The sequence below is a fragment of the Streptomyces sp. SID12501 genome, from assembly GCF_010550245.1.
Taxonomy (GTDB): domain Bacteria; phylum Actinomycetota; class Actinomycetes; order Streptomycetales; family Streptomycetaceae; genus Streptomyces.
Window position 1 is genome coordinate 76,049 of the sequence record NZ_JAAGLU010000036.1, and the last position, 15,846, is coordinate 91,894.

The 15,846-nt window shown below is 71.8% G+C and carries 10 protein-coding genes; 8 read left to right on the forward strand and 2 right to left on the reverse strand.

Annotated elements, in window-relative coordinates:
* The first annotated feature begins 12 nt into the window (after positions 1–12).
* The 7 genes from pstC to pstB all read left to right on the forward strand — a co-directional run bounded on the left by pstC (position 13) and on the right by pstB (position 11,015).
* Entirely contained in the window at positions 13–1,032 is a 1,020-nt protein-coding gene (pstC, locus tag G3I71_RS34910; protein ID WP_164321103.1) for a phosphate ABC transporter permease subunit PstC, read from the forward strand.
* A 1-nt stretch (position 1,033) separates the two neighbouring features.
* The gene (pstA, locus tag G3I71_RS34915; protein WP_164321105.1) at positions 1,034–2,449 is read left to right on the forward strand and encodes a phosphate ABC transporter permease PstA; all 1,416 of its coding nucleotides are present in this window, start codon (positions 1,034–1,036) and stop codon (positions 2,447–2,449) included.
* Entirely contained in the window at positions 2,449–4,227 is a 1,779-nt protein-coding gene (locus tag G3I71_RS34920; RefSeq protein WP_164321107.1) for a substrate-binding domain-containing protein, read from the forward strand. The genes pstA and G3I71_RS34920 overlap by 1 nt, the downstream gene beginning before the upstream one ends.
* 8 nt (positions 4,228–4,235) lie before the next feature.
* Positions 4,236–6,887, forward strand: coding sequence for a hypothetical protein (locus G3I71_RS34925; protein ID WP_164321109.1), 2,652 nt, complete (start codon positions 4,236–4,238; stop codon positions 6,885–6,887).
* Between the two features lie 152 nt (positions 6,888–7,039).
* Complete coding sequence (locus G3I71_RS34930) at positions 7,040–9,022, forward strand: Ig-like domain repeat protein (protein ID WP_164321111.1); 1,983 nt, start codon at positions 7,040–7,042, stop codon at positions 9,020–9,022.
* A gap of 104 nt (positions 9,023–9,126) precedes the next feature.
* A complete protein-coding gene (locus tag G3I71_RS51565) occupies positions 9,127–10,065 on the forward strand; it encodes a sortase (protein ID WP_164321113.1) in 939 nt (312 codons plus the stop codon).
* A 185-nt stretch (positions 10,066–10,250) separates the two neighbouring features.
* The gene (gene pstB / locus G3I71_RS34940; protein ID WP_203732194.1) at positions 10,251–11,015 is read left to right on the forward strand and encodes a phosphate ABC transporter ATP-binding protein PstB; all 765 of its coding nucleotides are present in this window, start codon (positions 10,251–10,253) and stop codon (positions 11,013–11,015) included.
* A gap of 127 nt (positions 11,016–11,142) precedes the next feature.
* Here the strand turns inward: pstB and G3I71_RS34945 are convergent, their stop codons facing one another.
* A complete protein-coding gene (locus G3I71_RS34945) occupies positions 11,143–12,357 on the reverse strand; it encodes a transposase (protein WP_343243153.1) in 1,215 nt (404 codons plus the stop codon).
* A 186-nt stretch (positions 12,358–12,543) separates the two neighbouring features.
* On the opposite strand from G3I71_RS34945, the gene G3I71_RS34950 reads away from it, so the two are divergent.
* A complete protein-coding gene (locus G3I71_RS34950) occupies positions 12,544–13,395 on the forward strand; it encodes a DUF3152 domain-containing protein (RefSeq protein ID WP_164321117.1) in 852 nt (283 codons plus the stop codon).
* A 61-nt stretch (positions 13,396–13,456) separates the two neighbouring features.
* On the opposite strand, the gene G3I71_RS34955 is transcribed toward G3I71_RS34950, so the two are convergent.
* On the reverse strand, positions 13,457–15,787 hold the full coding sequence (locus G3I71_RS34955; protein ID WP_164321119.1) for a glycoside hydrolase family 3 N-terminal domain-containing protein: 2,331 nt from the start codon (positions 15,785–15,787) through the stop codon (positions 13,457–13,459).
* Positions 15,788–15,846 lie beyond the last annotated feature (59 nt).

Here is a 15,846-nt window from a genome sequence, read left to right on the forward strand (position 1 = left end):
TGAGGGGCGTACGTGGTGTCCACGCAGGTGGGTTCCGGCAGACCGGAGTCCGACAGATCCGTGCCGCGGCGGCTGTCCGCCGCCAGGGGGCTCGGTGACCGGGTCTTCCGGATCCAGTTGACGGCCACGGGGGTTGTCGTCCTCGCCATCATGGCGGCCGTCGGGCTGTTCCTGTTGCTCAGGGCGGGGCAGGCGCTGCATGCCCGGGGCTTCGCGTTCCTCACAACTGCCGCCTGGCAGCCGGACGTTCACAACTTCGGCATCGCCGCCGTGCTCACCGGCACCCTGCTGATCGCCCTCGTCGCGGTGGCCATCTCCGTACCGCTGGCCGTCGGGACGGCGCTCTTCATCTCCGACGTGGCCCCGCGCGGGCTGCGCCGCACCCTCGTGAGCATGGTCGACCTGATGGCCGCCGTACCGTCGGTGGTGTACGGGCTGTGGGGGCTGTTCTTCCTCCAGCAGCATGTGATCGGGCTGTCGCGCTGGCTGTCCGACTGGCTCGGCTGGATACCGCTGTTCACGGTGGACGGCGTCCAGCCGGGCGATCCGCTCGCCTCCGACAGCGTGTACACGGCGTCCACCTTCGTCGCCGGAATCGTCGTCGCGCTCATGGTCGCGCCGATCCAGTGCTCGGTGATGCGCGAGGTCTTCTCGCAGGCCCCGGCCGGCGAGCGGGAGGGTGCCTACGCGCTCGGCGCCACCCGGTGGGGGATGATCCGCTCGGTCGTCCTGCCGTACGGCAAGGGCGGCATCATCGGCGGCACGATGCTGGGGCTCGGCCGGGCGCTCGGCGAGACCATCGCGGTCTACCTGATCATCTCGCCGGTCTTCACCATCCAGCCGCACATCCTGCAGACCGGCTCGAACTCGGTCTCCTCCCTGATCGCCCTGCACTACGGAGACTCCTCCGAGTTCGGGATGTCGGCGCTGATGGCGGCGGGCCTGGCGCTGTTCCTGCTCACCCTGGCGGTCAACTTCACCGCCTCCTCCGTCGCGGCCCGCTCCCGCTCCGGCGCCCAGAGCGAGGCATGAGATGACCGTCGTAGAAGCAGAAGAGACCTTCGTCGAGGCCGCCCAGCCTGTCGGGACCGTCGTGTCTGTCGTGCCCGAACTTGTGGCGGCCCCCGAACAGCCCCGCCGTATCGGTGGTGTCAGTCGCTCCGCCGTGCTGTCGCTGGCCGGTGCCGCCGCCTCCGCGCTGTGTGTCACGGTCCTGCTGTTCGGTGAACTCGCCCCGTTCTCCGGCACGTTGGGCTTCGCCGTCACCGCCTATCTCGTCTTCCTCGCCGTCTACGCGGTGTTGACCGGGTTCGAGGAGGACGGGCAGGCCGTCCGGGACCGGGTGATGACGGTCGTGCTGTGGACGGCGGCCTCGCTGCTGTTCTCGGCCCTCGCCCTCGTCGTCGGGTTCACGGCCTGGCGCGGCAAGGACGCCCTGCCGCACGCCAACTTCTTCACCCAGGACATGCAGGCGGCGGGCCCGCTCGACCCGTTGACGAACGGCGGTATCGCCCACGCGATGGTCGGCACGCTGATCATGATCGGCATCGCGCTGACGATCACCGTGCCGCTCGGACTGGCCTGTGCCGTCTACCTCAACCAGCTCCCGGGGCGCTTCTCCCGCTTCGTCCGCACCATCGTCGAGGCGATGACCGCGCTCCCGTCGATCGTGGCCGGCCTGATGGTGTACGCCGTCTGGATTCTCGGCCTCGGCATGCAGAAGTCGGGCCTCGCGGCCGGGTTCGCGATCAGCGTGATGATGCTGCCGATCGTGATCCGGGCCTCGGACGTGGTGCTGCGGCTCGTACCGGGCACCCTCACCGAGGCGGCGGAGGCGCTCGGCGCGCCGCGCTGGCGCACGGTGTGGCACGTCGTCCTGCCCACCGCCCGCTCCGGGCTCGCCACCGCCGTCATCCTCGGTACCGCGCGCGGTATCGGCGAGACCTCGCCCGTGCTGCTGACCGCCGGTTTCACGGCGGCACTCAACGCCGACCCGACCGCCGGGCCGATGGTGTCCCTGCCGCTGGCCGTCTTCAACTTCGTCAAGTCGCCGCAGCCGGAGATGATCGCCCGTGGCTTCGGCGCGGCGGCCGTGCTGATGACCATGGTGCTGGTGCTGTTCGTGGTCGCCCGGGTCATCGGTGGACGTGGCCCCGGCCACCAGACCCGCCGCCAGGCCCGCGGTACCGCCCGTGCCTCCCGCCGCGACGTCGCCCGCTTCGACGAACTGCACACGCCCGCGTCCGCGGCCGGGCTGTCGCTGTTCGACACCTCGGCCCCTGAACCCGCGGCAGTCGCCGACGGCGGGGACGCCACACAGAGGCCACCCGTACCCGACTACGAGAGCAGCACGGGTGATGAGTGTGGGATCGACGGCCCGGCCGAAGGCCGGGCGCCCACCCCTCGCCCCGCACCCACCCACGCACCGGCCCCCGGAGAGACCGACTGATGCCCAGCCACCTCACCACCGCTCTCCGGCGCCTGCGCGCGCCGGCGACTCTCGCCGTCCTGCTCGGCGTGGTCGCCGCGCTGCTCGCCGGGCCGGCAACCGCGCCCGCGGCGGCCGAGAGCTACACCCCGGTCGCCGGGGCCGGTTCGACCTGGGCGGAGAACGCCATCGAACAGTGGCGCAAGGCCGTCAACCAGTACGGCATGCGGATCAGTTACGCCGGCGGCGGCTCCTCCGACGGCCGCCGCCAGTTCCTCAGCGGCACGGTGGACTTCGCGGTCTCGGACATCCCGTTCCAGACCAACCCGACCGACGGCTCGGCCGCCGAGCGCCCGTCCTCCGGCAGTTACGCCTACATGCCGATCGTGGCCGGCGGCACCTCCTTCATGTACCACCTGACGGTCAACGGCAGGAAGGTCACCAACCTCCGCCTCTCCGGAGACGTCGTCACCAAGATCTTCACCGGTGTTGTGAAGTACTGGGACGACCCGGTGGTCAAGGCCGACAACCCGGGGCTGCAGCTGCCGCACCGAGCCGTCGTGCCCGTCGTCCGCTCCGACGGCTCGGGCTCCACCGCCCAGTTCACGATGTGGATGGCCAACCAGCACGCGTCGCTGTGGAAGGCGTACTGCGCCCGCGTCGGCCGCTCGGGTGCCTGTGGGCAGACCTCGTACTACCCGACCGTCTCCGGCATGATCGCCCAGTCCGGCGACCCGGGCGTGGCGGGGTACGTCGCCCAGAACTACGGCGAGGGCGCGATCGGGTACGTCAACTACTCGTACGCCATCAACGAGGGCTATCCGGTCGCCAAGGTCCTCAACCACGCGGGCTACTACACCGAGCCGACTCCTAAGAACGTCGCCGTGTCGCTGCTCAAGGCGAGGATCAACACCAACAAGAACTCCGCCGACTACCTCACCCAGAAGCTCGAAGGCGTCTACAACGACGCCGACAAGCGCAACTACCCGCTGTCCAGCTACTCGTACATGATCCTGCCGCTGAAGGTGCAGGGCACCTTCACCGAGGACAAGGGCAAGACGCTCGGCGCGTTCTCCTACTACTTCATGTGCCAGGGCCAGCAACAGGCGCCCAAGCTCGGCTACTCGCCGCTGCCGATCAACCTGGTGCAGGCGGGCTTCGACCAGATCCGCCGGATCCCCGGTGTGAAGACGCAGAACATCAACATCAAGGGCTGCAACAACCCCACCTTCAGCGCCGACGGTCGCAACAGGCTTGCTGAGACCGCCCCTTACCCGGCCGCCTGCGACAAGAAGGGCGCCGCGCCCTGCACCACGGGCAGCGGCGGCGCCAAACCGGTCTCCGGCAGCGGTGGTTCGGGTGGTTCCGGCGGTACGACGTCCGGGGGCGCGACCGGCGGTACGGCGGCCGGGGGCACCGCGTCCGGGGGGAGCACCGGCGGCTCGGCGAGCGGCGGCAGTGCGGCGGGCGGTACGGCGGCGAGCGGGGGTGGCGACGGGAAGCCGGCCGTCGACCCCGATACCGGGCAGGTGCTGTCCTCGTCCTCGGGTGGCAATGCCTCCGGCTCGGGCGGCGGCACCGCCGTCGACGGGACGATCGCCCTGGCCCAGCCGGTCGCCGTGGCCGGACGCGGCGGCTGGACCGGCACCCAGACCCTGATGCTGCTCGCGGCGCTGCTCATCCTCGGGCTCGTCCTGCTGCCGTCCGCCGTGGCACGGGCGCTCGGTGCTCGTGGCGGCAACGGCACCGGCACCGGCACTGGTACCGGCGGCGACACCACGGACGGGAACTCGCGATGAAGACGGCCATGAGCACGAGTCGGATACGCCGGCTGCTGGTGCGCCTCACTGCCGGGGCGGCTGTCGGGGCCCTCGCCGGGCTCGCCGTCGCGCAGACCGCCCCGCCCGCGACCGCCGCAGCCTCGGGCAGCGGCTCCGCCGTCACCGTCTCCGGGCGCGGCGAGTTCGCGGACATGCGGTTCACCGTCAGCCAGACCGAGCACCTCACCAGCCAGGCGGTCACCGTCTCCTGGACCGGCGGCACCCCGACCACCCTCGCGGGCACCCTGTTCAACACCGACTTCGTACAGATCATGCAGTGCTGGGGCGACGACGACGGCACGGTCGCCGCCAACCCCGGCCCGTCGCGCACCCAGTGCCAGTACGGCGCCTCCCCGACCACGGACCGGGGCAGCTGGCCCGGCAACGAGTACGACGACACCCGCAAGGTCTTCTACAGCGCCGACCCCACCAACTACGGCCAGGACAACCGCTACGGCGCAGGCAACGTGACCGGGCTCGGCGAGGTCCCCTTCAAAGCCGTCGACGGCACGCTGATCACCTCCGGCACCCAGAACAACGCCCTGTTCAACCGCAACACCACCAACGAGGTCGACTTCGCCCGCACCGGCGCCGACGGCACCGGCCGCGAGTACGTCGAGGTGCAGACCGCCAACGAGGCCCCGCACCTGGGCTGCGGCACCCCCGTACGGCAGAACGGGACCGTGAAGCCCCGCTCCTGCTGGCTGGTCATCGTGCCGCAGGGCCATCTCGACCTGGACGGCAAGCCGTACGCCGACACCAGCCAGGTCAACGCCGGTTCCCCGGTCTCCGCGACCAACTGGAAGAACCGCGTCGCCGTCCGGCTCGGCTTCAACACGGTCGGCGCCAACTGCGCGCTGGGCTCCGACGAGCGCGCCACCAGCGGCAGCGAACTCGCCGCCGACGCCATGGGCAGCTGGCAGACCGCCCTCTGCCCGAGCGGCAAGGTGTACGGCTACACGGAACTCGGCGAGCCCGACACCCGCTCCGGCCTTATCGCCGACGGCTCCTCGGGCCTGGCGTTCACCACCCGGGCCCTCGGCGCGGACGCGGGCACGACCGCACCGGCGGACCCCACCGTCTACGCGCCGACCACGCTCTCGGGCACCGTCATCGGCTTCACCGTCGAACGCAGACCCAAGGCAGGAGCCTCCGAGGCGATCCGCAAGCTCGCCGGCACCAAGGTCGAGTCGCTCGACCTGACCCCCCGGCTGGTCGCCAAACTGCTCACCGAGTCCTACCGCAACTCCCCCTGGGGAGCGGTCATCGGCACCACCGCCGCGAAGGGCTACGGCTGGGCGACGAACAACCCGGCCGGACTGGCCAGCGACCCCGAATTCATCTCGCTCAACCCGGAGTTCGCCGAACTGTCCGTCCCCGAGACCCCGGCCACCGACACCGACCTGCTCACCGCGCTGGGCCACAGCGACTCGGCACGCGCGGTCTGGCAGTGGATCGTCTCCGACAAGGAGGCCCGCAACTTCCTCGCGGGCGTCTCCGACGACTGGGGCATGAAGGTCAACCCGTACTTCAGCACCAACACGGACGTGAACCCCACCGGCTTCGCCTTCGACCCGGCCGCCATCGACACGTACCCCAAGAGCGACCCGTGGTGCACGATCCCGCCGGGCACCGGCGCCACGCAGAAGCAGTGCATGATCGACTTCCATCCTTACGTGTCGGACATGCACGCCGGCGCCCTGCACACCCGGCGCGCCGACAGCCTCTGGAAGGCGACCTGGGACCCGCTGGCCAGCCCGCCCGCGTACAAGACCCCCGGTCCGCAGACGGTCGGTTCCCGGTTCGTGATCACGGTGACCGACGCGGCCTCCGCCGCCCGCTACGGCCTCCAGACCGCGCGGCTGCGCAACGCCGCCGGCACGTTCACCGCACCCACCCCCGCGGCCCTCACCGCCGCCGCGGCGAGCGCGTCCGGCGCGAAGGCCCCGGAGATCGTTCCGGCCAAGGCGACCGCGAAGGGCGCGTACCCGCTCGCACAGCTCGTCTACGCGGCAGTGCGCCCGGCGAAGCTCGACCCCGCCGCCCGCAAGGACTACGCGACCCTGCTGACGTACGCGGCCGGCAAGGGCCAGATCAGCGGCGCCGACCCGGGCCGCCTCCCGGTCGGCTACGCCCCGCTGCCGAAGGCCCTGCGGGACCGGACGGCCAAGGCCGCCACCGCCCTCGCCCACTACACCGGCCCGTCCGCCGACCCGGGCGGCTCGTCCTCCTCCGGCGGCGCGAGCGGGGGATCCAGCGGCGGCACGTCCGGCGGCGGGTCCGGCACCTCCGGCGGCACGCAGGGCGGGGCCACGGCCGCCGGTGGTACCACCGGCGGTGCCGCGTCCGGCGGCGCGAGCGCGTCACCGAGCGACCGGCCCTCGTACGGCGGCGGCCAGGCCGTCGAGACCACCGCCCTCGGCACCACGCCCGCCGACCCGGCGAACGCGCTGCGCTACGCCGTCCCGGTGGGCGCCGCGCTCGGCGCCGCCGCCGGTATCGGGGCGCCCTTCGCGGGCGGCGGCCGGCTCCGGCTGCCGCTCAGGGTCCCGCTTCCCGGCGGTCGCACCGTGACCGTCGTCCCCCGACTCACCCTGCCGGAGCGGCTGCGCAGGCTGCTGCCACCCGGCCGGGGCTGAGCCCCCGGAGCCACGGCCCCCGGGCCGGAGCTCCCCACAGACGGCCGCCCGCCCCGAATCGCAGTCGGGGCGGACAGCCCGTACCACCCTGCCATACCCGCAAGATCTGCCAGATCCACCGGTTCCACACGACGCACAACAGGAGAACCTCGATGCGCAGAACGCGCCTCACGGCGGCCATGGTCGCCGCCGCCGTGGTGTCCGGCACGCTGGCTCTCGCGAGCCCGGCGTCCGCCGACCCCACCCCCGCCGGAACGTTCCGCCAGCTCGTGGGCGTGGGTTCCGACACCACCCAGGACGTCCTGAACGCCCTCGCCGGCGACAAGGTCGCCGAGAACAGCTACGCCGACACCGCCGTGAAGTCGACGGCCGGCGCGGGCATCGCCTCGTACGACGCGATCGGCTCCGCCACCATCCAGACCCGGTCGGGCGGTACGACGTTCAACCGGCCCAACGGCTCCGGCCCCGGCCGGACCGCGCTCAGCATGTCGCTGACCGGCGACCTCTTCCCCAACGCGACGGGCGTCTCCGTCAAGAGCCAGGTCGACTTCGCCCGCTCCTCGGGCGGCCCGAGCGTCTCCGGCACCGCGCTCACCTACATCCCGTTCGCGCGGGACGCGGTCGGTGTCGCGGTCCGCGGCTCCGGCCTCGACACCCTGACGGTCGACCAGCTGCACGACGTCTACGCGGCCGGCAGCGACCACAAGGTGAACGGCCAGACCGTGCACCCCGTCCTCCCGCAGAGCGGCTCGGGCACCCGCAAGTTCTTCCTCGGGGCGATCGGCCTCAACGAGAACACGGTCGACACGAGCATCACGACTGTCCAGGAGAACCAGGCCGACACCGCGCTCACCGCGGACGGCACGCTCGTCCCGTTCTCCGTGGGCAGCTGGATCGCGCAGAACAACGACATCGCCCCCGACCACAGCAAGGACGCGGTCGCCGCCGGCGCGCACCTGGCGAGCGTCACGCTGCCCGGCGACACCGGCGCCACCAGCCCGGTCACCACGGTCAACGGCAAGCTCTCCCCGGTCGGCGGCTACTACGAGAACGCCACCTTCGGCCGCGACGTCTACAACGTCGTCCCGACCCGGGCGATCGACCCGAGCAGCGTCTTCTTCGACAAGGACATCTACGACGTCTTCGTCACCAGCGGTACCCACGAGGCGGCCCTCGCCTCCGACGCCGCCGAAGGGGTCATCGCCAAGTTCGGCTTCGTGAACGAGTCGTACAACGGCTCGGTCAACCTCGCCAAGCACGCCAAGGTCGGCGGCCTGGAGATCAGCGGCCTCGAAGCCAAGACGCCCGCCGCACCCGCCCTGAAGACCACCCTCGGCGACGCGAGCGTCAAGCTGGCCTGGACCCCCGCGAGCCCCGCCCCGGCCCAGCCCGTCACCGACTACCGCGTGACGCTGCTCGGCGCCGACGGCGGCGTCGTGGCCACGAAGGACGTTCCGGCCACGACGACGTCGTACACCTTCTCGGGCCTCGCCACCGGCACCTACACCGCCTCGGTCGCCGCCGCCAACCTCATCGGCACCGGCGACGCCGCCTCCTGGACCGGCGCCGTCAAGTACGCCAGCACCACGAAGGCGACCACCGCCACGGCCGCGTACGGCGTCGCCCCGAAGGTCGCCGTCACCGTGACCGGCACCCACGGCGTCGTCCCCACCGGCAAGGTCACCGTCAAGGAGGGCGCGACCACCCTCGGCACCGGCACCCTCAGCAGCGTCGGCAAGGTCACCGTCAGCCTGTCGAACCACCTCACGGTGGCCACGCACACCCTGACCGTCTCCTACGCGGGCGCCGCCCAGCTCAACTCCTCCTCGGCGACCGTCTCCCTGAAGGTCACCAAGGCGACCCCGGCCGTCACCGCCACCGCCCCGGCCTCGGTCGGCCACACCGCCCGCGCCAAGGTCACGGTGAAGGTCACCGCGACCGGCACCACGCCCGCCGGCACGGTCCGTGTCTACGAGGGCACCCGCATCATCGCCACCGGCACGCTCAGCGCCGGCAAGGTGACCATCACCCTGCCGAAGCTGGCCAAGGGCAAGCACACGCTGCACGCCTTCTACGCCGGTTCGACGACGGTGGTCTCCAAGAACGGCGCGAACTTCGTCGTCAAGTCCACCTGATCGCTGCTCCTCTCTCCCGAGGGCCGGGGGACCGCCGCCACGGTCCCCCGGCCCGCCCGGACCCCTCATCGAAACCCCCTGAACCGCGAAGGAGGCGGGCCGCCGTGACGGTCGCCGTACAGACCACGCTCGCACCGGCACCTGCGCCGGGAACGGCACCGGTGGCGTCCGCGTCCCGGACACGCGTCGCGAGCGTCACCGTCGTGCGCCACCTCGCCCGGGGCGGCCTGCTCAGCCTCGCCGCCCTGTTGCTCGGCGTCACCGCACAGCTGCTGTTGCTCAGCGGCATCCAGCAACACAGCGCCCAGCAGGCCGAGTTCGATGCCCTGCGCGACCAACTCGCCCAGGGCACCGCCCCGGTGGCGCAGGTCGACCAGGAGGGCAGGCTGCTCGCGCCGGGCACACCGGTCGCGCTGATCGACGTACCCGCCCTGCATCTGTCCCAGGTCGTCATGGAGGGCACCGACTCCGCGGTGCTGACCGACGGCCCCGGTCACCGCCGGGACACCCCGATGCCCGGGCAGGCCGGCACCAGCGTGCTGATGGGCCGCGCGGCGGCGTACGGCGGCCCCTTCGGGCAGCTGGCCGACCTCGCGGCGGGCGACACCTTCACCGTCGTCACCGGCCAGGGCAAGGCCAAGTACCAGGTCACCGGCGTACGACGGGCCGGTGATCCGGCGCCCGCCGCCCTCGCCGCCGGGAAGGGGCGCCTGGTGCTGGTCACCGCGACCGGCCCGCGCTTCATGCCGGACGGTGTCCTGCGCGTCGACGCCGACCTGGTGTCCGCGCCCGCCGAGACCCCGGCGGCAGTCATCCGCTCCGGCACCCTGCCACAGGCCGAGGAGCCCCTCGCCCGGCCCTCCGGGGTGCCCTGGCCACTGGTGATGTGGCTCCAGGCCCTGCTGCTCGCGGCGGTCGCCGCGGTGTGGACCTGGCACCGGTGGGGCCGGCACCAGACGTGGATCGTCTTCGCCCCGGTCGTCGCCGTCCTGGGCCTCCAGGTCGCCACCCGCGCCACCGAGCTGCTGCCGAACCTGCTGTGAGCCTCGCAGCGACGCCTTCCGCGCCCCGACTTCTCCGACACGAGGTACCCGACGTGACCGACTCGCTGACTGACTCCCTGACCGATTCCGTGGCCGATTCCGTGACCGACACGATCGTCCTGCCCGCCGCGTCGGCTCCGACTCCGGCGTCGGCGCCGGCCGGTGCTGCCACCGTGCCCGCCACGCTGGAAGCCCGCGCCGTGGCGGCCTGGTTCGGCAGCCACCAGGTGCTCAGCCGGGTCTCCCTCACCATGCCCGCCGGTCAGGTCACCGCGCTCATCGGTCCCTCCGGCTGCGGCAAGTCGACGTTCCTGCGCACCCTCAACCGTATGCACGAGATGATCCCGTCGGCGGCGCTGGCGGGCGAGGTGCTCCTCGACGGCGAGGACATCTACGACCCGTCCTGGCGGCTGACCGACGCGCGGCGCCGGATCGGCATGGTCTTCCAGAAGCCGAACCCGTTCCCCGCCATGTCGATCTACGACAACGTGGTGGCGGGCCTGCGGCTGACCGGAACGCGTACCGGCCGCCGGGAGAAGGACGAGATCGTGGAGGAGTCGCTGACCCGGGCGGGCCTCTGGAAGGAGGTGCGCGACCGGCTCCGCCAGCCGGGCGGCGCACTCTCCGGCGGCCAGCAGCAGCGCCTGTGCATCGCCCGCGCGCTGGCCGTACGCCCCCGGGTCCTCCTCATGGACGAACCCTGCTCGGCCCTCGACCCCACCTCCACCCGCCGGGTCGAGGAGACGATCCACGAGCTCGCCGGCCAGGTGACCGTCGTGATCGTCACCCACAACATGCAGCAGGCCGCCCGTGTCTCCCAGCGGTGCGCGTTCTTCCTCGCCGAACAGGGCACGCCCGGCGGCATCGTCGAACACGGCTCCACCGACGACGTGTTCGGCACCCCGCAGGACCAGCGCACGGCGGACTACGTGGCGGGCCGCTTCGGCTGAGCCCACGAGCGCGCCGAGTGCTCGGCTGACTAACGGGGCTCACGAGAAACTTCCCGAACCCCCGATGCGTGAGCAACGACGTCCATTGAATCCTCCTCTCCCTGAAGCAAGGGAGGGGATTCCTGGCTCAGGCGGCCACCCGGGGCAGCGCCCCAGGTGGTCTTGCGCCCTCGGCACCAGCCGGGTTGAGACCAGCCCGGATGAGCATCACGCGTGCGGAGTTCTTGTCCCGGGGGGAGTCAGTTCCACAAGCGGTGCAGGTGTAGATGCGCATCCCCAGCGGCAGTGCGTGCTTGGCTCTCGCTCCGCAGTGCGCGCAGTCCATCGTGGTGTGCGCGGGGTGTACCAGGTGCACGGTGCGTCCGTGCTTGTGGCCCATCTCGATCAGGGCCTGTTTTGTGGCGCCGATGGCGGCGTCTGCGGCCTTGCGGGCCATGGTGGTCTTGGAGAGGAACTTCGGCTTGAAGTCCTCGACGGCCAGGGCATCATGGTCGGTCACGACGCCCTTGGCCCATTTGCGGCCGGTGTCCTGGCGTTGGCGTGCGACCTTCTTGTGCAGCTTGGCGCGCAGTCGCTTCGCCTTGTGGTAGCCCTTCGATCCGGCCCGTCCCTTCTTCGGCTTGCGGCGCGCCATCATTCGGTCGTACCGGGTCAGCTTCTCCTTGGCCTTCTTGCCGTGCTCTGTGTGCGGGAGATCGTGGGTGTCGGATGTGGTGGTGGCGGTCTCTTTCACACCCCAGTCGATGCCGATCACTGCACCGGTCTGCGCCAGCGGCTCGACGGCGACGGAGACGACGAAACTGGCGTACCAGTGACCGATGCTGTCCTGGTAGATGCGGACGCTGGAAGGGTCGGCGGGCAGGTCCCGCGACCACACCACGGTCAGGGCGATCCCGCCCGCCAAGTGCAGCTGCGCGTCCTTCAGGTGGAAGCCGCGCCGGGTGTAGTTGAGGGAGGGCAGCGCCTCGTGCTTCGCTTTCCACTTGGGCATTCCGGCCCGGCGTGTCATGGGCAGCCGGTCCTTGATGTCCTTGTGCGCCTTGGCCTTGGACTTGCCGAAGTCCCTGATGATCTGCTGCTGCGGGACCGAGCTGCCTTCTCGCAGCCATGGGGTCGTCTCGCGCGCCTTGGTCAGCAGCTTGTCCAGCTGTGCCGGGCCGCACGTCCGCTTGTCCCCGGTGGCCTTGTTGTGCAGGTGTACGGCCTTGGACTTGGCCACGCACTCGTTCCACACCCACCGGCAGCGGCCCCACTCCGCCATCAGGGCACTGCGGGCGGTGGAGGAGACGCGCAGCCGGAACGTCCACCGGGCATGCCCCGCTCCGTCGGTCCCGGTCACCACCGCCACACCATCACCCCCGCCCACACTCCGTCACCCGACCCTGCTGGACGACCGTACGTGCGAGATCCGTACACCCGCACCCCCTCCCGTCGCGATCACCCCAACCAGTGAACACGGGAACGCGCGTACGCCCTTGCTCGGCTCCGCTGGGCAGGCTGCAGGGGCGCTCCGCGTCGCCGACACGGGATGCGATTCCCCCGCCTTAAAGGCCCGGTCCTCCCCACGAGAGCGCAGGGTGGGTCGCACCGCCGGAAGGCGTTACGGCGGCGGCAAAGGCGCCGGACCCGTATCGGGGCGATCGGCGCCACCGTCTGTCTCGCCGCGCTCGGCACGGCGGCGGTGCCGGTGCTCCTGCCCCGGCTGCTGCCGGACAGCGCGTCGCAGGCCCGTGTTCCGGAGGTGGTCCGGACACCGGCCGAGTCCACCCCGGACGCCGACCGCACTTCCGGATCCGGGAAGGGCTCCTCCGCGCAGCCCACCATCCCCGCGTCCGGCCCCGGCACCTTCAGGACTGCCCCGCTCACCGGCACCGGTCCCGCCTCCGGGACGCCCTTCCGCGTCCAGGTCGAGGACGGCGCGGGCGTCGACCCGGCGGACGCCGCCCGCCAGATCGCCGCCATCCTCGACGACCAGCGGGGCTGGCGTCGAGCGGGCGCCGGCTTCCGCCAAGTCACCGGCGCGGAAGCGGAGTTGACGTTCCGTGTCGCCACCGCGAAAACCACGGACAAGCTGTGCAACGTGCGGCAGGCGGACCACATCGGCGAGGTCAACTGCCGTACGGGCGCCGACGTGGTGATCAACCTCAAGCGCTGGCAGCTGGGTTCCCCCGAGTTCGACGGCCCGCCGGTCGAGTACCGCGCCCTGATCGTCAACCACGAGGTCGGCCATTGGCTGGGCCGCGGGCATCTGACCTGCCCGGGGCCCGGACGCCCCGCGCCCGCGATGATGCAGCAGATCGACGGCCTCAAGGGCTGCGTGTCCAACGCCTGGCCGTACGACACACAGGGCCGCTACCTGAACGGCCCCGCCGTACCCTGAGTCGGCGGGGCCGAGTCCGCGTTACGGACCTGGGAACCTGGGAACCCAGTGACCTACAGGTCTACGGGCCTACAGAACCGACCTCCGTCTCGCACCGCAGCCGCCGGTCCGCTCCCAACTCCCTGACCGCGCCCACCAGTCGCACCCGTGCCGCATACCGTACGTCCGCACTCGACGCACCCAACCGCAGCTCCAGCACCCCCGGTTCGACGATCCGGCGACCCGAGCGATCCGTGAACGCCGACAGATCCGCGTGGAAGCGGAACGTCACCCGGCTCGCGGCCCCCGGCGCCAACTCCAGCCGCTGGTAACCGATCAGGCGGACGTCCGGCCGGGTCACCGAGGCCACCGGGTCGTGCAGATACAGCTGCACGACCTCCGCCCCGCCCCGCGCACCCGTGTTGCGAACGGTCAGCGACACCTCGTACGAACCGTCCGTCGCGATCTCCGCCGGGTCTCCCTCCGCCTGGCCCCCCTCCACGAAGTCCTCCCAGGCGAAAGAGGTGTAGGAGAGCCCGTGCCCGAACGGGTACAGCGGTGTCGGGTCCAGGCTGCTCACCTCGCCCGCCAGTCCCAGCGGCGGCTGGAGGTACGTCCACGGCTGGCCTCCGCGCTCCCTCGGCACACTCACCGGCAGCCGGCCCGACGGGGTCACGCGGCCCGACAGCACTCCCGCGACTGCCGGGCCGCCCTCCTCCCCGGGAAAGAACGCCTGCACGGAGGCCGCCAGCCGCCCGTGCCAGCGCCCCAGTGCGTACGGGCGGCCGGTGAGCAGGACGAGCACCACCGGGACGCCCGTCGACACCAGTGCGTCCAGCAACTCGGCCTGCACGCCGGGTAGTTGCAGCTCCGCCACATCGCAGCCCTCGCCCGACGTGCCGCCGCCGAACAGGCCCGCCCGGTCGCCCAGTACAGCCACGCACACATCCGCCTCGACGGTCCGGGCAACCGCCTCCCCGAAGCCCGCGGTGTCCGGGTCCGAGGTGGCGCAGCCCTCCGCGAACGTCACCTTGGCGTCCGGGAGTTCGACGCGCAGGGAGTCCAGGAGCGTGGGGATGTCCAGACCCACCGGAGTCTCCGGATGGGTCGGCAGGACGTGCGACGGGAACGAGTAGCAGCCCAGCATCGCCAGCGCGTCCGCCGCCCTCGGCCCGACGACCGCGATCCGGGTGTCCGGGGCCAGCGGGAGCAGCCCGCCGGTGTTGTCCAGCAGCACCACCGACTCCTGGGCCAACCGGCGGGCAAGCGCACGGTTTCCGGCCGAGTCCAGGTTGATCGGCCCGCCGTCCGGCTCCGGCCGCCAGTCCTCGTCCAGCAGGCCCAGCTCGCACTTCTGCGTCAGCACCCGGCGCGCCGCCCGGTCCACCAGCGACTCCGGCACGTCTCCCGCCCGTACCGCCGTCACCAGGGCGTCGCCGTAGCTCCGGATCGTCGGCAGCTCGACATCGATGCCGGCCGCCAGGGCTAGGTGCGCCGCCTCGGCCGGCGTACCCGCGACCCGGTGCAGGGTCTCCAGGAAGCCGATGCCGAAGTAGTCGGAGACCACCGTTCCCGTGAACCCCCATTCCTCACGCAGGAGTTGGGTCAGGAGATGCGGGTCGGCCGAGGCCGGGACACCGTCCGTCTCGTTGTAGGCGGCCATCACCGAACGCGCCCCGCCCTCGCGAAGCGCCATCTCGAACGGGGGCAGCGTCACGTCCGCGAACTCCCGTACGCCTGCCCGAACGGGAGCGAGATTGCGGGCGCCGGCCGAGGACGCGTACCCCGCGAAGTGCTTCAGCGTGGCGATGATCCCCGCCGACTCCAGACCCCGCACGTACGCCGACCCGATCGTCCCGACCAGGTACGGGTCCTCGCCGATCGTCTCCTCCACCCGGCCCCAGCGCGGATCCCGTACGACGTCCAGGACCGGGGCGAGGCCCTGGTGCACGCCGACCGAGGCGAGGTCGTGGCCGATGCGGGCGGCCATCTCCTCGACCAGCTCGGGGTGGAAGGTGGCGCCCCAGGCCAGCGGGACCGGGTACGCCGTCGCGCGCCACGCGGTGAAGCCCGCCAGGCACTCCTCGTGGGCCAGCGCCGGGATGCCGAAGCGGCCCGCCGCGGCGATACGACGCTGGGCGCGGGCCAGTGCCTGCGCGCCCAGCGTCGGGTCCACGGGGGCCGTACCGAAGGGGCGCGTGAGCTGCCCGAGGCCCCGGGTGATCAGCTCGTCCCACTCGTAGTCGCCGGTCATGTCGTGCTGGTGCGGGGCGACCCCGTGGCCGTCCGTCGAGGCGCCCACCCACACGCCGTACAGCTGGGCGGCCTTCTCCTCCAGGGTCATCCGGGAGAGCAGGTCGCCGACGCGGGCGTCGGCGGACAGGGCGCGGTCACGCCAGGGAGCCGTGGTCATGAAACTCCTGTCAGGGAAGGTGAGTTCACCGGCGTCTGTTTCCGTCGGTTCCCGTCGGT

Excerpts from the sequence above, each read along its gene's own strand:
- pstA (WP_164321105.1), top strand. The coding sequence starts at position 1,034 with ATGACCGTCGTAGAAGCAGAAGAGACCTTCGTCGAGGCCGCCCAGCCT.
- G3I71_RS34920 (WP_164321107.1), top strand. The coding sequence starts at position 2,449 with ATGCCCAGCCACCTCACCACCGCTCTCCGGCGCCTGCGCGCGCCGGCG.
- G3I71_RS34925 (WP_164321109.1), top strand. The coding sequence starts at position 4,236 with ATGAGCACGAGTCGGATACGCCGGCTGCTGGTGCGCCTCACTGCCGGG.
- G3I71_RS34930 (WP_164321111.1), top strand. The coding sequence starts at position 7,040 with ATGCGCAGAACGCGCCTCACGGCGGCCATGGTCGCCGCCGCCGTGGTG.
- G3I71_RS34950 (WP_164321117.1), top strand. The coding sequence starts at position 12,544 with ATGCGATTCCCCCGCCTTAAAGGCCCGGTCCTCCCCACGAGAGCGCAG.
- G3I71_RS34955 (WP_164321119.1), bottom strand. The coding sequence starts at position 15,787 with ATGACCACGGCTCCCTGGCGTGACCGCGCCCTGTCCGCCGACGCCCGC.